We start from the raw sequence: 21,880 nt of genomic DNA, 5'->3' as shown, positions 1-21,880 counted from the left end.
TTTAAATCTTGTTTAGGAGCTTCAATTGGTTGTTTTAGAGAAATAATATTCGATAATAATCTGTATGCTCCAGAAACACCTTCTGGTAATTCTCTAAAGAAACTCAAACCTGTGTAAATGTAATAACCTTTTCCGTATGGCGCGACAAGCAAAGCTCCATCTTTCGCAGATTCTCCTTTGTCGTGTGATGAAATAATAGGAGTGAAGGCAGGATCATATTCGTTTGGATAGTATAGACCTTGTTCTTGTTTCCAGCCTTGAAAATCTTTTTCAGAGATTTTATTTGGCGTATTTAAAACAGGATGATTAGGTGCCAAGAAAGTAATTTTAGCATTTTCTTCTGTTACACGATCGTTCGATAATTTAAGCGGATATGGAGCAATTTTGTCTGTTACTAATTTTCCGTTTGTGTTGTATTGAACGATCATATTTTTACCGCTTTTTACAAAATTGAAAAGTATATTTTGCTTGTTTGCCAAAGCATTTACGGTATTGTAAGCACGAATTCCGGTAATTACGGTACTGAAAGAATCTAATTTTTCAGGTGTAATTTCTTCAGGTTTTAAGATCGAAACTTTATATCCCATTTGAGTCAAACTTTCAGGAACTTCATCTCCTGCACCCATAATGTAAGCAATAGCTTCACCAGAAATCTTTAAATCAATTCTAATACATTTTGACTCGGCTGGTTTTAAAACCATTTGTTTAGTGATGTGGCTGAATTCTATATTAGTTTGATCTTTATCAAAACGCTTATTGTCAACAATTGCGACACTTTTTGCGATAACTTCTTCTGGATTAACAGGCGGAGTCACTTCAAAATAAAAGATTTGTTCATTACCTTTTTTGTCTAAAGTAAACGGAATTTCTTTTGGAGAAACAGACCAGCTATTTGGCAATTCTAGTTGTAGATTTCCTTTTACATTATCTTTTCCAGCGCGAACTTTCACTGGAACCATTTTACTTTTGGTGTTTCCAAAAATTAAAACTTTTTCAAGAATAGAAGTAGTCACTTCTGGAACAATATCTAGAAAGTTATACATTTCGCCTTTTACACCATCATTGTATTTGTAGACAACTGTGCGCTCAAACGGAATTTCTATATCGTTGATTTTTACATTAAATACAACTTTTGTATCTCTTATGATATCTGGAGTACCAATGATTTCTTGATTAGAAACGATGTACATTCCAACAGTAGCTTTTTCTTTTAACCAATAAGGCTGTGTGTATTCGATATTGTTTGGAAGCTGTAATTGCAGATTGATTTTCTGGTCATCATTGTTTTTTAAAACAATATTTTGAGCTGTTGTTTGGTTGTCTGGAAGTGTAGTAACGCTAATTAATTGCATTTCTGCAGCGCATCTGTTAATAGCCTCTAGGCTCAATTTAAAAGTGCTTCCTGGAGTTGCTTCCTGCTCGTTGGCAACAGCTTCAAGGTATAAACCAGAACAAGATGCAATAATATTTTTTATGGCAGCTAATTTAATCGTTTTCCAATGTAGATCGTCTAGAGTTTGAATCATAGAATACGCTTTAACTAAATCTGGAATACTGGCTGATGGATTGCTAAAATCGTATTTTGAAATAATTAACGAAATTAAATCTCCAACTGGTTTTCCGTTTTTAACGCGATTCCAGCTTGTATCAATTCCATCAAATAAATTATCTCGTTCTTTTGGAGTTTCTCCATTAATTAGCTCTAAATATTCTGTTTCTTCACCACGAACGCCTGTACTGCCAAAACCTTGCGATTGGTGACGGCTGCGGCTTAAAGCAGCAATTTCTTGATTTGACTTTCCAATTCCAGTGTAGTAAACTCCTGTTTCAATCTTTGTAAATTTTGATTTATTGGCTGCATCAAATTTTTCCTGACTTCCGTAAAACCACCAAGAGGGATTAAAAAACTGACGTTTTACCTGCCAAGGTTTTACATATTTTAATTGTTCAGGATAAACTTTAGGATCGTTTGTTAATTTGAAACTTTCAACGCTTAACATTGCAGAAGAAGTATGATGGCCGTGTGTTGTTCCAGGCGAACGATGATCAAATCTATTGATGATAATATCTGGCTGAAATTTTCTAATAGTCCAAACCACATCGGCAAGTACTTTGTCTTTGTCCCAAATATCTAAGGTTTCTGAGGGATTTTTTGAAAAACCAAAATCATTTGCTCTAGAAAAAAATTGTTCTCCGCCATCTATTTTGCGAGCTTCGATCAATTCTTGAGTTCTGATAACGCCAAGTAATTCGCGCAATTGTGGGCCAATTAAGTTTTGTCCGCCATCTCCTCTTGTAAGAGATAAATAACCAGTTCTGGCATTCATATCGTTGGCTAAATACGAAATCATTCTAGTGTTTTCGTCATCAGGATGTGCCGCAACATACAAAACAGAACCTAAAAAATTTAATTTTTTGATTTGATTGTAAATTTCAACTGAATTTAGTTTTTGTGGCTGTTGCGCAAATGAAATTTGAAAACCTATAAAAAATAGAAGAAAGATTTGAGCCTGTACTTTTCGCATATTCTGGTTAATTGTTTTTTTGAAAGTGCATCAAAAATACTAATTATTTTATGGAACAGTATTTAAATGAAATGTTAATGATTGATTATTTGATTGATATTTTAAGAAATAAAATAAAAAAAGCTGCCAGATTATTTCTGACAGCTTTTCGAAAATATATATTTGATGCCGTTTACTGCTTATTTCAATTTGTTTTCTGTATCAACGTAGTTTCCTGTAATAGTTACGCCAGTATTTTTTGTAACTTTACCATAAACTGTAATTGACGATGTGTTGCCAACGAACTCAATTTGAGCGCCACTATTCAATGTCAAATCTCCCCATATTACAACCGAACCTTCAACCACTAATTTTGCACCAGAGTTGATAATTAATTGTGTTGGAGTAGATTGTTGGTATTTACCTTGAGATAAACTTCCTCTCATATTAAAAGTACCACCACTATTTAAAGTTAAGTTATTAAGAATCGCAATTGAACCACAATGTGTTAAAACAGCTTTAGAGTTAATAATTGCCGAATTAATAGCTGTTGCTCCTTGGTAGGATTTTATGTCATTTGAATTTAAAATCAAATCTTTACCTTGATTATACAAACCGTAAGTTAAACAGCTTGCAAAAGTGGTACTTGGTTTTTCCATTTTAATAATTTTCAAACCACCTGTTCCGCTTGCAACATAAATATAATCACCACTTGATTTTACATAGTTTGAAGAACCTGCAATTCCTACAGAACCTAATAAATTAAGTTGTGTCGTAGATTGGTAAACATTAAGACCTAACGCACCATTTGCAACAAAAGCATAACCGTCATTAAAAGAAACTGCATTTGTTACATTATCTTCACCCGCAGTTGTGATTCCGATAGTCTGCAATTTTGATCCACTATTGATATCGTAGACACCAAGGCCATTTGGACCTTCAGAAACAAAAAGTTTTGTTCCGTCAATATCCATTGTTCTTTTTGCTCCACTTACATCATTAGATGTTGCAAAGCTTTTCTGTAAAGCTAGAGTAGACTGGTTGTAAATGTTAACTCCTTTAGTTCCACTTAAAGTAACCACCTTATCGCTTGTTAAGGCAATAGAACGCAAATCTGCCATTGCGGCTTTTCCTGCTATTACTTTTGTAGAACTGTTTATTTTATATAAACTCCCGTTATCTCCAGTTACTGCAAAATAGTTAGAAGTATTGGCTGCAACATCTGTCGTAACTCTGCTTTCTAAATAATTTGTTTTTAGTTTATCTGTTAATAGCCCTGAACTAAGCTCCATGTTAAACACAATTGCCGGATTTCCCGCAAGCTGAGTATCTTTATCGACATCTTTTGCAGCTCCGATAATTAAATTTGATCCTGAGAAAGTCAGAGAAGTAATATCAGTATTTGGAATTAAAGCAGAAGTAACCAATTTAGGTTTGTAAGGATCTGAAACATCAATAACGTCAATTGCTCCAGAATAAGCATCGCCTCTCATGATATAAGAAACATAAGCATAATTTCCGTTTACAGTAACGTGACTGGCTTGAAGTGTTCTTCCGTTTGCATCAACTGGTGGTTTTACTTCGGCAATTTGAACAAGAGGGAAAGAAGTGTTGGTAGTCTCCGCAGATTTTCCTGTCAAAGCACCATTTTCGATCGAAATTACCCCAGAATTAGTTAAGTCAAGTCTTTTGTTTAAAGTAGATTGATCTGAGGTAATAGTAATGTTATTTGACGATTGTCCATCGTTTTTGTTGTCATTGTTATCGTCACAACCTATTAACAGTGACATTGCTAAAAATGAAAGCAAATAAACATTCTTTTTCATAAATTTCTTTTTTGGATTTTAAAATTCGGCGCAAATATATATTATAATTGTATTAATAAAGTGCTTTTTTGACGAAACTTATTGCAATACAGTTATTTATGTTGAATATACAACATTTTAACAAAAGATGCAATTAAACAATTCATAAAAAAAGAGAGTATCGTTTTTTTGATACTCTCTTGTATTGATTGCTAATGATTTAACATTATCTTCTTCCGTGGCCTCTTCCATGATCATCATGCCCGTGATCGTCATGGTGTCTATCGTGTTTGTCATGCTTATCGTAATGTTTGTAGTCTTTACGATCGTAGTGACGACGATCATTGTAGCCGTATATTGGTCTTGGTTTGTATGGTCTTTGTGGAGCTCCATGATATCCTTTATAGTATTTTACTCTGTGACGGTCGAAATAAGTATAAGGAGTTCTACCATGATAATCTGTCAATACTACTTTATAACCTCCATATAAATCGTAGTTTCTATATTGTCTTGGCAAGTAAGCGGCTCTTACCCATTTTCCTCCTCCGAAATAGATAAATTGAGCAGCACGAACATCGTAGTAAGCTTCAACATCTGGAAGATAGTAATATTCCATTTCGGTATATCCGACTGGTCCCCAAGCAGGTGGGTTTCCTATATTCACGTTTATCGATACTTGGGCTTGTGTGGCGTTTGCAACCATTAGAAATAATCCGGCGATTGCTAATTTTATCGTTTTCATCTTTTGTTAATTTTATAATGTTAATCTTGAATAGGGATATTCATATACTGTGCCAAAAAATAAAAACAGATGTATTTTGTCGGATAAAAATGCATTTCAACGAGTAGCTAAAACGTTATAAATGGTTTAATTTATTGGTTTTTAATGTTTTATTTCATTTTTGAAATTTTGCAAAAAAAAAACAAAAATTACTTATAATTGACAATTCTTGGTTTCGCAAGTTCAAAGCTTTGAAGTCCATAATCAGTCGTTTCAAAAGTATTTGTTTTAAAGACATTATCTCCTTGTTGTGGAATACTTGGATAATAAGAAAGCGAAAGCTGGAAAGAACTGAAAACCAAATAGTCATTACTGATTAATAGTCCGATCGTTAATTTAGAATAAGGCTTGTTTTTGGTCATAGCGATTTCAGGACTTCCTAAAACCGCGATTGAATAATTAAAAAAGGGATTTAAGCGGAAACCTAATAAAGAATGCGGAGAATATGTCTGCGTTTGCAATGACAGAACCGCTTTGCTTGTTCCGTACAAATAACTATTAAATCCTGCCAAGCCATTTTGCCCATTAATGTTTAATTGATCTCCAATAATATCGTCTCTATTTATTCCAATTACGACTTCCGGATTTACGAATTGTCTAATCTTCCATTTTCCTATACTGTATAACTTGGTAAAATAATTGGATTCAAACAAAAATGAGGTTTGATAGGTTTTCGACTGATGAAAGAATGTTCCAGCTTCAAAATTCATACTCAGAAATCCCAGACGGTAATAATTTCCAAAAGAAAACTGGGCTCCAACATAAGGTCTCCAAAACGTATTTTTATATTGATAACCAAAAGTGACTCCATATATTCGTCCTATTGGAACGTCTTCAGTTTGCCCGTTTCTAAAAATATAGCTGTCTTTTATAAATTTTCGCGTATTTAACCCAATTCCGCTAAGAATTAGTTTTTCAGAAGAATAAAAATGATTCGGGTCATAAATTTCTGAAGGCGTCTCACTATAATTTACATTTAGAAAACGTGCTGTTGTAATTAGATTCGTAATAGCTTTATTTTGGTCTTCGTACATTTTAAAAGCACGTCCAACCCAAACATCTTGCGAAGTATATTTTTTAGGCTGATAAGCAAAAGTCGAATCTGGTGCCTGCAATGTGTCCCTCCTAAAGCTTTCGTCGACGTAAAATCCTCCTGCCCATTTAGTCAAAGGAGAGTAGAAGTCTCTTTCAATATCTATACTTTTAATATAATTATTGTCTAAATCCATATTGTAATGAAGAACTGTCCCTATATAAGTATTTTTAATATTTGGGATTGTATAAGTTGCGTCGTTGGCAGTTCGTCCATCATCAAAACGGTTGGTAAAACGATATTCTAATTGCTGTCCGCTTCCAAAGAAATCTTTTTCCTTAAAACCAATCGACATTTGATTGCTAGAAATCGAAAATCTCGGAATGGTACTCCAGGAATCTAAAACGCGAATTGTTACATCTACAGAATCTGACGCCTGTCCAACACTTTGATTGGAGATTCTAACAGCTGTTACATAGCGTTGCGCACGAATTAAACGTTCAGACTCGAGTACTTTATATGTATTGTAAGGAGTGTTTTTCTTAAAAAGCAGTAAATTATAAATTGCTATTTTTTTCGTTTTTAAATGCATTCTATTACCCATTCTTTCTCCCCAATTTTTAGGAACTTGATTTGTATCAGCAACAGAATAACCAAAAGGATCTAGAGTGATAATATTGATTTTTCTAATGATTTTGCCATCGTAATTGGTTGAATCAATAGGAACGAGCAATTCTTCTTTTTTCTTCGGTTTTTTAGATCTAAAGAATAATTTATGCATTGCTTGCGTAAATTTATTCTTCTTAGAATAATTTCTAATTCTAGTATATATTTCTGTAGTGTCTTTTTGAGTTTTTGGCTCTTTTTTAGTTTGATCTACCTGCGCATATCCGCTTTGCAAACAAAAGCACAACAAAATAAAAATCAGTATTTTTTTTTGTAAAGACATTCGGTAGTTTTCTTCTAATAGTTTAAAGTTTTATGAATATAAGGAATAAACAAATGCTATGCTAGCATAACGTTCTTTTTAATTTTCTGTTGTAATTTTTCTTTTTCTCCAGACAAATTTCCGCGGAACATGATTTCCCATAAGATATCCCCAAGCAGAAAGCGAGTCAATTCGATCAAAAATAATTTTAAGAATTGCTAATAACGGAATTGCTAAAAACATTCCCGCAATTCCGGCAGCGGCACCTCCAACAATAATTCCCATAATAGAAACAAAAGCATTTATTTCTACTTTAGTATTAATAATTAGCGGAACAAGCAGATTATTATCAATAAACTGAACAATAATGTTCACAATTAGAATTCCGAGAATTACTGAAATTTCTCCAGACCCTGTTAACGATGCCAGCACTGTAATAACTCCAGCAATAAAAATTCCGATATAAGGAATCAAATTTAGAATTCCTGTAATCAATCCGAGAAGGATGAAATATTTTACGTCGATAATCCATAAACCTAAACCAGTTAATATCGATACCACGATCATTTCAATAATTAAACTTACAATATAATTATTGATAGAAACTTTAATCTGAGACAAAATATCCTGCAAAACTGCATGATTCTCTTGTTTGATTAATTTGGCAAAAAACAATTTAAAATGTTCTTTATAAATTAAAAACAGAAAGGTGTAAACGATCATAATCGTGCTGTCCAAAAGAACATCACTTATGGAAATGATGAATGACCCTAATTTAGCTTGACCTGTTTTAACAGAGTCTTTTGTAACAGAATCCAAATATTTCTTTTGATCGCCAATGCTTACCTCAAAATTTTCTCTGATAAATTTATGAATTTCAAGAATAAAAGAATTTGCATTTTTCTTTATCGTCTCAAAATCATTTGCCATATAAGTCGCTTGATAAGAAATGAAGACCAATACCGCCACAATTACAGATATAAAAATAGCGAGACAAATAATTGCGGCGAGATGCCTTGGCAATTTAAGTTTTGTGTTAAAAAAAGTAAATATCGGAAGCAGTAAAACGGCAAATAAAAACGCCATTAAAACTGGTGTAAGAATATCTTTTCCGATGCAAAAAATAAATGCAAAACAAATTAAGGAAACAAGAATAAAGGAAAGTTTTGCATAAAAGGGTAGTGTTACAGGCCGAGTCATTTTAATTTTATTTAGCTGAATTTATAAAACAAATATTACACTTTATTTGTCTTTTTACGTTCTAGCTTTTCTCGTGCTCGTTATAAAATTCCCATTAGAATTTAGTCAAAAAACTCGCGTTCTTCATGCTTTGCAGGAATAATAGAAATTCCTTTCTGAAGTAGTAAATTGTTAGGGAAAATTATTTTTTCTCCTTCTTTAGTTTTTAAGCTTACATGAAATGTATTAATATCTTCGATTTCAGCTTCAATAGGAAAATCTTTGTCATGAATTTTAATGGTGTCTCCAATCCTAAAAGGAAAAGAGAAAAACAGAACCATTCCTGAGGTAATATTGCTCAAAATAGACCATTGTGCAAACATGGCTACACCAATTACAGTTGCAATAGAAGAAATCGTAATAAAAATATCTTCTGTCTGAACTCCCCAGATTATTATCAAAATGGTTACAAGAAGTATATTCATTAAAATATTAATATACTTAATAACCAAATTGGTACGATGTTCAAATAATTGGCTTGTAGCCGCAAAACGCCTTATTAGTTTAGCAATTACTATACGCAATACAATCAAAACTCCGATAAGAATGATTGTTGCGATTATTTCTCGGCTATACTCTTTAAAAGAAAACATAAATAAATTTTTAGACTAATGTAGTCAAAAATTCGTAAACTTTGGCTGTCGGAAGCCCCATTACATTGGTATAAGAGCCTTCTACTTTTGCAACTGCCATAAAACCAAACCATTCCTGAATTCCGTATGCACCAGCTTTATCATAAGGTTTGTAGTTTTCTATATAATATAAAATAGCTTCGTCAGACAAATCGTTGAAAGTTACTTTTGTAATATCGTGCAATAGAGTAGAAGAGGTTGCTGTTTTAAAACAAACCGAAGTGATTACATCATGTGTTGTATTGGACATCGATTTAATCATAGCAAAAGCTTCTTCAGCGCTTTTTGGTTTTCCTAAAGCTTTATTTTGGTGCCAAACAATCGTATCGCTTGTTACCAAAATTTCATTTTCTTTTAATTCGCCTTCAAAAGCATTCGCCTTTAATTCGGCAAGATAATCAGTTATTTCAGCCGCTTTTAATTCTGGCGGATAAATTTCCTCAATGTCTTTTAAGCGAATTTCAAAATCAAGATCTAAATCCTTAAAAAACTGCTGTCTACGTGGCGAACCAGAAGCTAAAATGATTTTATATTTTTTTAGTTTTTCTTTAAGCATTGTATTTGATATTTAAGGCGATAACCAGGATTGATAAAATTCCGAAGAACAAAATAAGTTTTAAAATGGTGCTCAAGTGATGAAATTCTTTTTGAGATTTTGCACTGAAAATTTTAACGATAAAATAAAGTAATGGCGCCAAAATTGTAGCAAAAGCATAAAATACAGCAATATAAAGTTTGTTTTGCATAAGGTAAGTGTTGCAATAAAGTCCAGAGATGATAAACGCAACGATAGCAAAACCTAAAGCAATTTTTGCAGCTCTGCTCACTCCAATTGCAACTGGCAAAGTATTCATTCCCATATTATAATCACCATTTACATCTTCAATATCCTTTACAATTTCGCGGATAAAATTAATTACAAAAGCAAATATGGCATAATCGCTTAGAATCGAGAATAGACTTGCCATTTGAGCTTGGTTTTCGGCTGTTGTAGCAGGAAAAAGATCAAAAACACCAATTATTAGTACACTTGCTGCTAAAAGCAAAGCCACAACAAAATTACCTAAAAGCATAATTTGCTTGAGACTCGTAGCATAAAAATACAAAAGCGAGGCAATTAAAATGAAAAGTGAAGCAAAAGTCGGTCTCATGATAATATTCGACAAAATAAAACCAATGGCAACTCCAGAAATATTCAAACCTATATAAATATTGTAAGCAGCAGTTTCTGTGATTCCTTTGCCAACAACAACATCATTTGGTTTGTTTATACTATCTGTTCCTACATCGAAAATGTTATTGATTACATAGCCTGCAGCAGCAAGAAGTACAGTGCTTAAAACTAACAATCCGTATTGCCAATCTGCCAATGCCAGCGGGACTTGTTGTTGTTTTAAAAAAGCATAACGAAAAAGCAACTGCATAAATGCAAGCATTAAAAGGTTTTTGTAACGAATAAGATTTAGGAATTTCATTTTTTTAGGTTCTGAGGGGCTAAGATTCTAAGATGCTAAGTTTTTTCAATTAACAATTTATAATTAACAATTCACAATTAAATTAATCGTGTTTTCCGTTAAAGTACTCCATCCATTTTCCTTGCACTTTCATTACTTGTTCGATAACATCTCTTGCAGAACCGCGTCCGCCTTTTACGTGCGAAATATAACGGCAGATATTTTTAATTTCTGGGCTTGCATCTTGCGGACAAGTTGGAAGTCCTACTAATTTCATTACATGAAAATCTGGGATATCGTCTCCCATATACAGTACGTTTTCAGGTTTGATATTGTTTGATTCACAATAAGCTATGAAAGTTTTTACTTTATCAGGAGTTCCTAAATGAATGTCATTTATACCCAAATTACGAAGACGAATACGAACGCCTTCATTGCTTCCTCCAGAAATAATGCAAACATGATAACCGCTTTCAATTGCAGCTTTCATTGCGTAGCCATCACGAATATTCATTGTTCTTAACATTTCGCCTTCATTGGTTACAAAAACAGAACCATCTGTAAGTACGCCGTCTACATCAAAAACAAAAGTTGTGATGTCATTCATTATTTCTTTATAACTTTTTCCCATTATGCTGTATAGATTGTGTTAGGATTTTATAGATATTTTTTTTGTTTTCGTCTTGTAAAAAAGCCATATGCGCATCAGTTGTAATAGAATCATGCCGTATTGCCGGTCCGGTTTGCGCATTAATAGGATCTAATGTATTGATTTTGTCTGCTGTTTCCTGAATTAAAGGTTTTAAAACAGCAAAAGGAACTTGGTTTTCTTCACAAATTTCATGTCCTATTTGGTATAAATGATTGGTGAAATTGCTAACAAAAACAGCTGCAACATGAAGCGCTTTGCGTTGTTCTGAACTAATAGAATAAACTGCAGTCGAAACGCTTTTTGCAATGGTTTCCAATAGTTTAAAATCGGCTGTGTTTTCAGCTTCCAAACAAAAAGGAACAACGGAATAATCTAATGTTTTGTTCTTAGAAAATGTCTGCAACGGATAAAAAACACCACGACGATTTTTCGGATTTAATAGTTCTATTGAGGATGTTCCAGAAGTATGAACAACTAATTGATTGTTAAAAGGAAGTTCATTTGAAACTTCTGTAATCGCATTGTCAGAAACTGAAACAATATGTAAGTCAGCAGGTTCTAAAGCTTTAAAATCTGTGACAATCTTTTCAGAATCAATCAAATGGAGTACAGCTTCTTTCTTGCGAGAAAAAACCTGTTTAATTTCAACAATTTTGCTACTAGAAAAAGCTTTTATCAAATGCTGTGCGACATTGCCCGAACCTATTATTGTTATCTGAATCATGAAAGCAAAATTAGTATTATTTTTTTTAATGCTGTTGTGTATTGAGTATACATAAATGCTTTTTTAAAGTTTTTATTGTTCTCTATTTTTTGTTAGAATCCTAACACTTTCTATAAAAAAGACATTATTTAAAAATAACATCTTTGTTTTGTAAGTTTAAACTTTATATATTATCAATTTGTTTGAAAAATAGTCTTTATTTTTGGTTTTTATTAACAAAAGCCAAAGCCTGCTAATCAACATTTTTAAGTACTTTTGTCGCACTTTTATACAATGTAATCCCTAAGAAATGGATAAAAAAATATTCTCCTTTTTGTTTTCTACACGTTTAATGGCCGTTCTTTTTTTAACATTCGCAATTGCAATGGGTGTTGGAACTTTTATCGAAAGTAAATACAATACCGATACAGCCAGAATACTAATTTACAATACTTGGTGGTTTGAAGCGATTATGGCCATCTTTATGATCAATTTCTTCGGAAATATCAAAAAATACCAATTGCATAAAAAAGAAAAATGGGCAACACTTTTGTTGCACCTTGCTTTTGTTTTTATCATTTTAGGAGCTTTTATTACTAGATATATCAGTTACGAAGGAATGATGCCAATTCGCGAAGGAGCGGCAGAAAACCAAGTTTATTCAGATAAAACCTTTTTAACCATTTTTGCAGACGGTGAATATAAAGGAGAAATGAAAAGAAGAGTTTTTGAAAAAAATCTTTTGTTATCTCCTGCTACTAACAACGATTTTACTATTTCAGGAAAATTTGATGAAACTCCTTTTGAAGTTACTTATTCAAACTATATCATGGGAGCTAAAGAAGTGGTAAAACCGGATCCAAGCGGAACTTTATATCTTAAATTAGTTGAAGCCGGAGCTGGTGGAAGAGAAGAACACTACTTGAAAGAAGGTGAAGTTCAGAATATTCATAATGTTTTATTTGCTTTAAATAAACAGACAGACGGTGCGATTAACATTAATACAACTGGAAAAGAATATACAATCCAGACTCCATTTGAAGGTGAATTTATGCGAATGGCAGATCAATTTAAAGGAAAAGTTACAAAAGACAATGTACAGCCTTTAATGATGCGTTCTTTATATAGCATTGGAGATATTAGAATTGTATTTCCAGAGCCTCCAATGAAAGGAAAAGTAGAGTACGAATCAAATAATGATTTTAAAGCAAAATCTCATACTGACGCCTTAGTGGTTAAAGTAAAGGCTGAAGGCCAAGAAAAAGAAGTAATGGTTTTTGGTTCTAAAGGTCAGGTTGGAGAAGCTAAAACAGTTAAAATTGGTAATATAGAATATTCTTTATTCTACGGAAGTAAAGCGTACATTTTACCATTTAAAATTCGTTTAAATGATTTTATTGCTGACAAATATCCTGGAACAGAAAAAAGCTATTCTGCTTTTAAAAGTAAAGTTACCGTTCAGGATTCTACAGAAACTTTTGATGCAGATATTTTCATGAATCACGTTTTAGATTACAAAGGATATCGTTTCTTTCAGTCTTCATTTGATCCAGATGAAAAAGGAACTGTTCTATCTGTAAATCATGATTTTTGGGGAACTAACATTACTTATTTAGGATACTTTTTATTATACATTGGTTTAATGGCAATTATGTTTACTAAGCATTCTCGTTTTGGTGATTTGAAACGTAAACTTGAGGCTATTCAAAAGAAAAAAGAAAAATTGATTACGATTCTGATTCTGATGATTAGTTTAACTGGTTTTGCACAACAGAGTCCACATGTTCATTCTCATGATCACGATCACGCGCATTCGGCAGATCCAAATGATCATGCGAATCACGTAACAGCACCACCAAGCCAAAAACAGTTAGATTCGTTATTAAGTATATACAAAGCACCTGAATCTCATGCAGCAAAATTTGGACGTTTGATTATTCAGGATGCTGGAGGTAGAATGAAGCCAATTAATACGTTTTCATCTGAATTGCTTAGAAAAGTAAGTCATAGTGATACGTATAACGGAATGAATTCAGATCAGGTATTCTTGTCTATGACACAATACGCACAAGTTTGGATTCAGATTCCATTAATATATATTAAATCTGGAAATGATAGTATCCGTAAGATTATCGGAATTGATTCTAAAGATCAATACGCTCCTTTTGTAAAATTCTTTGACGAACAAGGAAACTACAAATTATCTCCATATTTAGATGCAGCTTACAAAGCCGCAAATCCAAATAATTTTGAGAAAGATTTTGTTGAAACCGATAAAAAGGTAAACTTGATGGAATCGGCATTGAGCGGAAGTATTTTGAAAATCTTCCCAGTTCCAAATGATCCAAATCATAAATGGGTTTCTTATCTAGAGCGTGAAAGTGCTGGTTTTAAAGGAATGGATTCTACTTACGTAAAACAAATTCTGCCATTATACTTTAGTGCCTTAAATAACGGTTCTATTCAGAAAAACTTTGACACAGCCGATAACTTGGTGGAAAGCATTAATGGTTTCCAAAAGAAATTTGGAGCTAAAGTAAGACCAAGTGAAGATAAAATTGATGCCGAGATTGCTTACAACAAATATGATGTTTTCAAAGTATTACCTTACTGGTACATTACAGCATCTATCCTGATGTTAATGTTTACGATTCTTAATATTTTCTTTGAGAAGAAATGGCTAAGATTTACTGTAAACGGTTTTCATATTATTATCGGATTATTGTTTGCACTCCATACCGTTGGATTAATTGCACGTTGGTATATTTCTGGCCACGCACCTTGGAGTAACGCATATGAATCTATTGTATATGTAGCTTGGTCTACAATGTTCTTTGGATTGGCTTTTGATAGAAAATCGAAACTTACAGTGGCTTCATCTGCATTTGTTACAGCTATGATCTTAATGGCGGCATACATGAACTGGATCGATCCAGAAATTGCAAACTTGCAACCAGTTCTTAATTCGTATTGGTTAATGATTCACGTAGCAGTTATCGTAGCTAGTTATGGTCCGACTGCGTTAGGAATGATTTTAGGTTTTGTTGCTTTATTATTGATTTTCTTTACGAATGATAAAAATAAAGCTAAAATGGATTTACACATTAAAGAAGTAAGTTACATTAACGAAATGGCTTTGACTATTGGTCTTATCATGTTGACTATTGGAAACTTCTTAGGAGGACAATGGGCAAACGAAAGCTGGGGACGTTACTGGGGATGGGATCCAAAAGAAACTTGGGCTTTAATCTCGATTATGGTTTATGCATTTGTAATTCACGCTCGTTTTGTTCCAGCTTTAAGAGGAAAATGGTTCTTTAATTTAATGAGTATGTATGCTTTTGTTTCGATCTTGTTTACCTATTATGGAGTAAACTTCCATTTAGTAGGTTTACACTCTTATGCAAGTGGAGAAGCGCATTCATTAAGCTGGATTTACTATTGCTTAATTATAATTACTATTATTGGAGCAGTTACTTATCCAAAATACCATAAATATTACAAAACTAAAAAAGTAAAGAAATAATGATTCACGATAATTATTAATTCAAATAGAAAAGGCTCAACATTACGTTGAGCCTTTTTGTTTTATTTTATAATGCTATTTTATCAATTCTCGGAAATAGTTTTATCATTCAAAAAATGAAGTGTCTCGTTATATAAATCAATTCTGCTCTTTTCTAACTGCATTACATGTGTACCTTTTTGTAAGACAACATATTTTTTTGATCTAGCATTTTCTAATGAAAGAAATAAATTTTCTGCGTCGCTATTATTAGGATATTTATCCCATTCGCCTCTTATAACCAAAGTTTTTGCAGTGATTTTTTTTGGGTCGTAATAAGGATTGTTATGTAATAAGTTGTCAACATCTGCAGAAGGTCCCGATGGGTATCGAACAGCCGCATTCTTTGAATCTTCAGATAAAGGATCACTATTTTTCCAAATTTCTCCCCAAGTTTCAAATATTTCGGGTTCTAGCTGGCATTCCGTTCCTACTGGCGTGAGGCTTTTCATTGCATTTATGCGCTGCAGAGGAGTCATTTCCTCAAATGATGATGTGATTTTTTCCTTTTCAGAGATCTCATTTCTTGCTGTAATTGTGGCAAACAAAACTAGTTTTTCTATTTTGTCGGACATTTTTGTAGCACATAATGCAGCAACAGAACCTCCCCAAGAATGACCTATTAAGTAAATCTTATTTTTTCCTGTTTCTTTTAAAATAAAATCTACCGCTTTTTCAACATCCAAAGAAACTTCGTTGGCTCTTCCAACAATTTTACCAGAAGAGTTTTTCATTTCGGGATATCTGTCAGAATTACCATAACCAAGAAAATCAAGAGCATAAACATCATATCCATTCTCAGATAAATTTTTCATCCATGATGAATTATTCATTTCAAACCCAAAAGAAAGTGCCGAAGGAAATGACGAACCATGTAGAAAAAGTACGGGATAATCTCTGTCTCGAATTTGTGGAGCGAGATGGTTAATTGCGATTTTAAGTTTTGGAATATGGCTTTGAATTTTTAAAGTTTCCATAGAATTTGTTTTATTAGAATTTGAAATTCTTACCTTATTTTGTGCATTTACGATCGCAGTAAATGATAAAAACACAGCTAATATTATTATTTTTTTCATTGCTTTTTTCTGCAATATTAAAATAGATTTATTTGTGATACTTAAATAGAAACTTAACTATGATTGCTTGCATAAACAATGAGATTGAAACTAATTGTATATTTTAAAAAAAATAAGAAAAAGACTATATTTTCTTTTTACTTTTGCAAAAGTATAATATCAATATAAGTTTATCAATGAATACCCAAAAACCTCATTTAGTAATTGTAATTCAATCACCAGACTTTATAAGCATAATTATAAAACAAATTGAAAGATTTTGGACAGATTACGATATTTACTTTGTTTCAAATCCAATTTTTAATTTTTATAAACCCCTTTATCCGGAACCTGAAAAGGTTGAATTGCCTTATATTGGAAACTTATCATGGAAAAAAAATGAAAAAGAAATTAGTAAAGTTTGGCAGGTTAGAAACCAAGAAGTTATTGAAACTAATAGAAGTAGTTTCAATATAATTAAAACTGCAGAAACGATTATTTTAATGGGGTGCAATACTATATTGATATTTCCATTTGAAATACTCTTAGAGCAAAGTTTTGGTAAAAGAATAGACAAGACATGTTTAGTATATGATTTAGAGGGTTTTGATGAGGAACAAGTAGAAAAAACACTAAAAAATCCGGCAACAAGAGATTATCACTATTATCAAAAATACCTTGCCCGTGCTACTGCTAAAAAATTTTTTGAATACAACTTTAATTTTAACTCATGTATATTATTCAAACCCGTTTTGCAAAAAGCTGGAATTAGAGATAATGATTTTGTTCTTACTAAATATGTTTTGCAACTTTTATTTGAGTTAGAAAATTATACTAATATTAGTGAGGATAATATGCTTATTATGATGGAGCAGTGGAAAGGAACAGGTTTGTATGAGCAAATTCAAATGGGAGGGCCACCTTCACGTCCACAAATGTTTAAAAACCTAAGCGAAGCAGGATTAATAAAAAACAATAAAAAAGGTACGAGCGATAATGAGCATTATGATGTTTCTGATAAAGTAAAAGCGCTATTAAAATTAATTCATCCAGATTGTAGAGATATTGACTTGCCTGGAAAAATAAATTTATGGGAAGATAACTGGCCCGAATCAAAAAAAGAAATAGAACATTATATCGTTACGTTTTTTAAAAAACAGATGGATTTTAAACCTTAAGAAAAAAGACATCCAGATTTTGACACTATAATTTCCCAGTTACTTTAAAAATAATGGCCAATAATATAATAAAGCAGATTAGAAAAATAATATGACTTAAAATAGACAACAGCAATACTTTGATTTTGGAAATTTTATTAAAAAACTCAATGTTCGTCCAAAAGATCAAAATGACACCCAAAATATACATTGCATATGTATACTGTTGTATATGAGAAGTTTGGTTTAGATAGATCATTATAGGAATTGTCAGAAGCTGTACAGAAATTCTTTGTGCAGCTTTAAAAGTATTGAGAACAAATAGTTCAACAAAATTGTACCCTTGCTTTCTAAAAACTATAAACGTTCCAAAGGTATAAATAGGAATAGAGCCTACCGTAATCCATGAAAAATGTGTAGCAAACCATTCATTTAAATTATTTGACTCTAAATTAGAAGTCTTGATATCGTAAAAAGTATTAAGATGAAAATAATGGTATAAAACCCCATAAAGTGTTGCTAAAACCACAACCAAAGATAAAGGTTTAAAATGACGAACTCTTTTTCCTTCGATAAACTCACGAACCGAATGTCCAGGTCTTGTAAATAATTGTTTTAAAGAAAACAAGATTCCCTTGTCAAAATGCAACAAACCATGCTGAATATCGTGCCATAAAAAATGCACATTTATTTTATGCGTTTCTGCAGATTGTCCACAATTATTACAATAATGACCTTTAAAAACCTGATGGCAATTTTTGCACATTATTTCCATTTAAACTCGTTATTAGATTTATGAATTAGTTTCTCTTTATGATTCCATCTGGATACATAATTGCCAATAAAACTATTATTAGAAGAAAATTATATTCAACACCATTTCTTCCGCCGCCAACAACAAACCAGCCTTCTTTAAAATGCACTAAAACAATTCCCATTATAAGGACAAAAATTCCCATTATAAGGACAAAAATGATTACAAAACCAGCAAGTTTAATGTATTTATTGGCCAATAAAAGAATTGCTGCAACTACATGCGACAATTTAATGCTCCAAGCAAGAAAGACACCATAGGGAGCAAATCCAATTTGATTGAGAAAGAGATTTCCGAAATCATTAATGCCATTATTAAACATTCCAGAAACAGAATGGGTGAGGAGAATAATTGCCATTGCGATTCTCAAGAGTAAGTTTGCATTCATAAATTGGTTTTTGGTGAATTAAAAATAATAAAAAAACGCATATTACTCTGAATATGCGTTTTAGCTTTTTATAAAAGATTAATTTTTAAACTTTTCCTAAAGTATAAAGTTGTGTCATTGTTGGAGTAGGGCTTCCGCCGGCTGGCTCTAAAGTAATTCCGAAAGCTTCTGCAGAATCGGTTTGATTTACAGCGAAAATTTTCTGAGAATTTCCTTCAAAATTATCCAATAAACCAATGCTTGTTGGCGTAAGAACAGGACTTAACTTTAAAGACCAAACCTGATAAACCATTCCTTTTGGAGGAGCTGGTAAACCTGCCGCATCGATATAAGTGGTTTTAGTCTGCTTATTCCAATATACTTTTGCAAAAGAAGTTGGCGAAACAGCCTGACCGCCAAGAGTTACACCTGTATTTTTAATATCTCTTACAATACTCAAGTTTTTCTCGGTTTGCTTATTCTGCTGATCTAAAAAGGCATATTCGCGCTGAATTTTGTTCTTTTCATTTCCAACAGTAGAAATCGCTTCTTTTGTTTTTGTCAATTCTAAAGTCTGATATCCTAAACCTAAAAGCAATAGCACTGCCGCAGCCCAGCCTACATATTGCGACCAGTTTGACGCTGGTTTCATGTCGACTACTTTTCCGTGTTTAAGTTCAAGACGAGCTTTAATTTTTTCGAAATTCTCTACAGAGTGGAAAGGAGAGAAGCTAGAAGAAAGCGCAATGACAGCCTTTTCTATCGAGATAATTTCCTGATCCATTTCTGGGTTCTTTTTTGCCATTTCGGCAATTTCGAGATTTTCTTTTTCACTTAATAGACCGTAAACATACAGCTCTAAAATTCCTGATTCTATATATTCTTGTGCTTCCATTATATCTTCAAATAATTACGTAAATCGTTAATACAGTTTCTGTTTTGTGTTTTGATAGTTCCCAGTGGCAGTGCCAATTCTTCTGAAGCTTCTTGCTGGGTATATCCTTTAAAGAACAATAAATTAATTATTTCGATACATTTTGGTTTTAGCTTTTTTACAAATTCCTGAATTCCAATTGCATCAAGTTTATGACTCAATTTATTGCTCTCGTCTAAGAGATTTACGAAATTATCTGATGAAAGGTTTTTTTGGCTGTTGTTGTAGTCTTTAGAACGAAGTTTATCTATCGAGGTATTCCTGGCTATATTTAAGATCCAAGTATAAAATCGGCCTTTGCCTTCATTGTAGGTGTCGATGTTTTTCCAAATTTTGACAAAAACATCTTGAAGCACGTCTTCTGCTTCTTCTCGATTTTTGATTAACACATGAATGACAGAAAATAGACTTTTTGAGTACATGTCGTACAAATGTGTAAAAGCTTTTTCGTCTTTTTTGTAAATTAAAACTAGCAGTTCTTCTTGACTCATAGATTTGGATTTTTAAGTTTAAACATTAAAAGTTAAGATGTTATTCGCTAACTGTTATAAAGATAATTTATTTTTTTCTGATTTTTTTTATTTTTTTTAGTAGCTAAAACCCTAAGAAAATAAAGGGTTTAAAAAAAAAGTGCATTTTTTTTTACTTTTTTTAAAACCAAAAACAATCCCATTACGTAAATGTATTTTATAAGGTCAGAATGATCTTATAGAAAGCCAATTAGAAAATTTAGAAAGCTGTTGTTATAAAATTATTATAGAGAATATGGATAGCAAAATAATAATGAAAATATTAATAGTTGGATTAACAACAGTTTTGACGTTGATCGTTTTTACTGAAAAGGATTTTTTAAAAGACATTTTGCCAAATAGCAGTAATAATACTGGGCAAATGCTGAGATAATAAAGAGAAAACAAAAGATATTGAATAGTTGATGCACTCGGACTTCCAGACCGAAGATTTTTTTAATATGTCTTTCGGATATTTTAGGATTTAAATTTACATCAATACAAGCCAGTTAAAGATTTTTTTGAAAGCCATTTGACATATTGGGGGGAAAGAAATTTTCGAACACAACCGAGTCATCAACTATAATTTATAAAAGATTGCATAATAATTAATTCATGGTTTGATTTGTTTGTATGGGGGGAAGCCTAACGTCTGATTAACGTTAGGCTTCATTTTTTTATTTAACTTTTGATTGGCAAAAATTAAAGGCTCAAAATAGTTTTTGTAAAATGGATTTTAGCTAATTTTATAAAAAATTATACGATGAAAAAAATACTTTTTATACTATTTGGAGCTACAGTTTTGTCTGCGACAGGATTAAATGCTCAAACCAGTACAAACAAATTATCTAAAAAAGATAAAACCATGGCAAAAGAAACAATTTATCAATTTAAGGTTGAAGATTTATCAGGAGACACTTTTGACTTTGCTTCTTTAAAAGGCAAAAAAGTAATGATTGTAAACACAGCTTCAAAATGCGGTTTAACACCTCAGTACAAAGATTTAGAAGCAGTTTATAAAGAATATAAAGATAAAGGTTTTGTAATTGTTGGTTTTCCAGCAAACAACTTTGCATCGCAAGAACCTGGAACAAATAAAGAAATCGAAACGTTCTGCCAACAGAATTACGGAGTTTCTTTTCCGATGATGAGTAAGGTTTCAGTAAAAGGAAGTGATATGTGCGAAGTATATAAGTTCTTGACCGAAAAATCTAGAAATGGCTTGCAAGATTCTGAAGTAGAATGGAATTTTCAAAAATACTTAATCAATGAAAAAGGTGAATTGGTTAAAGTAATTAAACCAAAAACTTTAGTTACAGAACCTGAAGTAATTAATTGGATTAAAAGCTAAAAACATTAAAAAAGCCCAAATTTGAAGATTCAAAATTTGGGCTTTTTTTTAGTTCCAAAGCTACAGAGTTTTAAATACTTTGCGAACTTTGCGTAATTCTTCGCGTCGTTTACGGTTAAACTAAAATTAGCTGCATAAAAACCAAGTCGAGCCAGTGATCAAATTTGTATCCAACTTCACGAATTGTGCCTGTAGCAACAAATCCGAATTTTTCATGAAAAGCAATACTTCCTGCATTATCGGCATCAATTGCACCAATCATAACATGATAACCTTGCTCTTTTGCCAAACGAATTAATTCTGTCAAAAGTTTAGAGCCAATTCCTTTTCCTATTATATTATCGACCACATAAACAGAATGCTCAATAGTATATTGATAGCCAATTTTTTCTCTAAA

The 21,880-nt window shown here is 32.2% G+C and carries 19 protein-coding genes; 3 read left to right on the top strand and 16 right to left on the bottom strand.

Annotated elements, in window-relative coordinates; genetic code table 11:
• The 10 genes from B3J44_RS11720 to B3J44_RS11675 form a co-directional block, all read right to left on the bottom strand.
• Window positions 1–2,525 (bottom strand): PIG-L family deacetylase (locus B3J44_RS11720; RefSeq protein WP_286968603.1); only part of this gene is annotated, 2,525 nt, incomplete at its 3' end.
• 179 nt (window positions 2,526–2,704) lie between these two features.
• Window positions 2,705–4,330 (bottom strand): hypothetical protein, encoded by a 1,626-nt coding sequence (locus B3J44_RS11715; protein ID WP_286968602.1) that lies wholly within the window; start codon window positions 4,328–4,330, stop codon window positions 2,705–2,707.
• Window positions 4,331–4,535: 205 nt separating this feature from the next.
• Window positions 4,536–5,051 (bottom strand): hypothetical protein, encoded by a 516-nt coding sequence (locus tag B3J44_RS11710; protein ID WP_286968601.1) that lies wholly within the window; start codon window positions 5,049–5,051, stop codon window positions 4,536–4,538.
• 188 nt (window positions 5,052–5,239) lie between these two features.
• Window positions 5,240–7,072, bottom strand: coding sequence for a hypothetical protein (locus tag B3J44_RS11705; protein WP_286968600.1), 1,833 nt, complete (start codon window positions 7,070–7,072; stop codon window positions 5,240–5,242).
• Between the two features lie 78 nt (window positions 7,073–7,150).
• Entirely contained in the window at window positions 7,151–8,251 is a 1,101-nt protein-coding gene (locus B3J44_RS11700) for an AI-2E family transporter (protein ID WP_198855580.1), read from the bottom strand.
• 101 nt (window positions 8,252–8,352) lie between these two features.
• Window positions 8,353–8,883: a mechanosensitive ion channel domain-containing protein gene (locus tag B3J44_RS11695; RefSeq protein ID WP_198855581.1), complete on the bottom strand. Its 531-nt coding sequence runs from the start codon at window positions 8,881–8,883 to the stop codon at window positions 8,353–8,355.
• A 10-nt stretch (window positions 8,884–8,893) separates the two neighbouring features.
• Window positions 8,894–9,478: a Maf-like protein gene (locus B3J44_RS11690; RefSeq protein WP_286968599.1), complete on the bottom strand. Its 585-nt coding sequence runs from the start codon at window positions 9,476–9,478 to the stop codon at window positions 8,894–8,896.
• Entirely contained in the window at window positions 9,471–10,397 is a 927-nt protein-coding gene (locus B3J44_RS11685) for a geranylgeranylglycerol-phosphate geranylgeranyltransferase (protein ID WP_286968598.1), read from the bottom strand. Before B3J44_RS11685 ends, B3J44_RS11690 begins: the two co-directional genes overlap by 8 nt.
• Window positions 10,398–10,479: 82 nt before the next feature.
• A complete protein-coding gene (locus B3J44_RS11680; protein WP_286968597.1) occupies window positions 10,480–11,007 on the bottom strand; it encodes a KdsC family phosphatase in 528 nt (175 codons plus the stop codon).
• A complete protein-coding gene (locus tag B3J44_RS11675) occupies window positions 10,991–11,752 on the bottom strand; it encodes a Rossmann-like and DUF2520 domain-containing protein (RefSeq protein ID WP_286968596.1) in 762 nt (253 codons plus the stop codon). The genes B3J44_RS11680 and B3J44_RS11675 overlap by 17 nt, the downstream gene beginning before the upstream one ends.
• 289 nt (window positions 11,753–12,041) lie before the next feature.
• Here B3J44_RS11675 and ccsA point away from each other — a divergent pair, with 289 nt between their 5' ends.
• The gene (gene ccsA, locus B3J44_RS11670; RefSeq protein ID WP_286968595.1) at window positions 12,042–15,257 is read left to right on the top strand and encodes a cytochrome c biogenesis protein CcsA; all 3,216 of its coding nucleotides are present in this window, start codon (window positions 12,042–12,044) and stop codon (window positions 15,255–15,257) included.
• An 83-nt stretch (window positions 15,258–15,340) separates the two neighbouring features.
• On the opposite strand, the gene B3J44_RS11665 is transcribed toward ccsA, so the two are convergent.
• Window positions 15,341–16,372: an alpha/beta hydrolase gene (locus B3J44_RS11665; RefSeq protein WP_286968594.1), complete on the bottom strand. Its 1,032-nt coding sequence runs from the start codon at window positions 16,370–16,372 to the stop codon at window positions 15,341–15,343.
• 176 nt (window positions 16,373–16,548) lie between these two features.
• Between B3J44_RS11665 and B3J44_RS11660 the strand changes: the two genes are divergently transcribed.
• Window positions 16,549–17,529: a hypothetical protein gene (locus B3J44_RS11660; protein ID WP_286968593.1), complete on the top strand. Its 981-nt coding sequence runs from the start codon at window positions 16,549–16,551 to the stop codon at window positions 17,527–17,529.
• 25 nt (window positions 17,530–17,554) lie between these two features.
• Here the strand turns inward: B3J44_RS11660 and B3J44_RS11655 are convergent, their stop codons facing one another.
• The 4 genes from B3J44_RS11655 to B3J44_RS11640 form a co-directional block, all read right to left on the bottom strand.
• The gene (locus tag B3J44_RS11655) at window positions 17,555–18,283 is read right to left on the bottom strand and encodes a DUF3667 domain-containing protein (RefSeq protein ID WP_286968592.1); all 729 of its coding nucleotides are present in this window, start codon (window positions 18,281–18,283) and stop codon (window positions 17,555–17,557) included.
• Between the two features lie 25 nt (window positions 18,284–18,308).
• Window positions 18,309–18,710 carry a DoxX family protein gene (locus B3J44_RS11650; protein ID WP_286968591.1) on the bottom strand — a complete coding sequence of 134 codons (402 nt, stop codon included), beginning with the start codon at window positions 18,708–18,710 and terminating at the stop codon, window positions 18,309–18,311.
• Window positions 18,711–18,795: 85 nt separating this feature from the next.
• Window positions 18,796–19,584: an anti-sigma factor gene (locus tag B3J44_RS11645; RefSeq protein ID WP_278021617.1), complete on the bottom strand. Its 789-nt coding sequence runs from the start codon at window positions 19,582–19,584 to the stop codon at window positions 18,796–18,798.
• Window positions 19,584–20,114: an RNA polymerase sigma factor gene (locus B3J44_RS11640; protein ID WP_198855590.1), complete on the bottom strand. Its 531-nt coding sequence runs from the start codon at window positions 20,112–20,114 to the stop codon at window positions 19,584–19,586. Before B3J44_RS11640 ends, B3J44_RS11645 begins: the two co-directional genes overlap by 1 nt.
• Before the next feature lie 781 nt (window positions 20,115–20,895).
• Between B3J44_RS11640 and B3J44_RS11635 the strand changes: the two genes are divergently transcribed.
• The gene (locus B3J44_RS11635) at window positions 20,896–21,483 is read left to right on the top strand and encodes a glutathione peroxidase (protein ID WP_286968590.1); all 588 of its coding nucleotides are present in this window, start codon (window positions 20,896–20,898) and stop codon (window positions 21,481–21,483) included.
• Window positions 21,484–21,598: 115 nt separating this feature from the next.
• Here B3J44_RS11635 and B3J44_RS11630 read toward each other — a convergent pair.
• On the bottom strand, window positions 21,599–21,880 hold a 282-nt coding region (locus tag B3J44_RS11630; protein ID WP_286968589.1), incomplete at its 5' end, for a GNAT family N-acetyltransferase.

The organism is Flavobacterium sp. UBA4854 (assembly GCF_002399805.1).
GTDB lineage: Bacteria > Bacteroidota > Bacteroidia > Flavobacteriales > Flavobacteriaceae > Flavobacterium > Flavobacterium ginsengisoli.
The sequence above is the reverse complement of the archived record's forward strand: the minus strand, read 5'-3'. Positions and strand labels throughout refer to the sequence as shown.

Coding starts and splice junctions, on each gene's coding strand:
- B3J44_RS11715 (WP_286968602.1), bottom strand. CDS start 4,330: ATGAAAAAGAATGTTTATTTGCTTTCATTTTTAGCAATGTCACTGTTA.
- B3J44_RS11710 (WP_286968601.1), bottom strand. CDS start 5,051: ATGAAAACGATAAAATTAGCAATCGCCGGATTATTTCTAATGGTTGCA.
- B3J44_RS11705 (WP_286968600.1), bottom strand. CDS start 7,072: ATGTCTTTACAAAAAAAAATACTGATTTTTATTTTGTTGTGCTTTTGT.
- B3J44_RS11700 (WP_198855580.1), bottom strand. CDS start 8,251: ATGACTCGGCCTGTAACACTACCCTTTTATGCAAAACTTTCCTTTATT.
- B3J44_RS11695 (WP_198855581.1), bottom strand. CDS start 8,883: ATGTTTTCTTTTAAAGAGTATAGCCGAGAAATAATCGCAACAATCATT.
- B3J44_RS11690 (WP_286968599.1), bottom strand. CDS start 9,478: ATGCTTAAAGAAAAACTAAAAAAATATAAAATCATTTTAGCTTCTGGT.
- B3J44_RS11685 (WP_286968598.1), bottom strand. CDS start 10,397: ATGAAATTCCTAAATCTTATTCGTTACAAAAACCTTTTAATGCTTGCA.
- B3J44_RS11680 (WP_286968597.1), bottom strand. CDS start 11,007: ATGGGAAAAAGTTATAAAGAAATAATGAATGACATCACAACTTTTGTT.
- B3J44_RS11675 (WP_286968596.1), bottom strand. CDS start 11,752: ATGATTCAGATAACAATAATAGGTTCGGGCAATGTCGCACAGCATTTG.
- ccsA (WP_286968595.1), top strand. CDS start 12,042: ATGGATAAAAAAATATTCTCCTTTTTGTTTTCTACACGTTTAATGGCC.
- B3J44_RS11665 (WP_286968594.1), bottom strand. CDS start 16,372: ATGAAAAAAATAATAATATTAGCTGTGTTTTTATCATTTACTGCGATC.
- B3J44_RS11660 (WP_286968593.1), top strand. CDS start 16,549: ATGAATACCCAAAAACCTCATTTAGTAATTGTAATTCAATCACCAGAC.
- B3J44_RS11655 (WP_286968592.1), bottom strand. CDS start 18,283: ATGGAAATAATGTGCAAAAATTGCCATCAGGTTTTTAAAGGTCATTAT.
- B3J44_RS11650 (WP_286968591.1), bottom strand. CDS start 18,710: ATGAATGCAAACTTACTCTTGAGAATCGCAATGGCAATTATTCTCCTC.
- B3J44_RS11645 (WP_278021617.1), bottom strand. CDS start 19,584: ATGGAAGCACAAGAATATATAGAATCAGGAATTTTAGAGCTGTATGTT.
- B3J44_RS11640 (WP_198855590.1), bottom strand. CDS start 20,114: ATGAGTCAAGAAGAACTGCTAGTTTTAATTTACAAAAAAGACGAAAAA.
- B3J44_RS11635 (WP_286968590.1), top strand. CDS start 20,896: ATGAAAAAAATACTTTTTATACTATTTGGAGCTACAGTTTTGTCTGCG.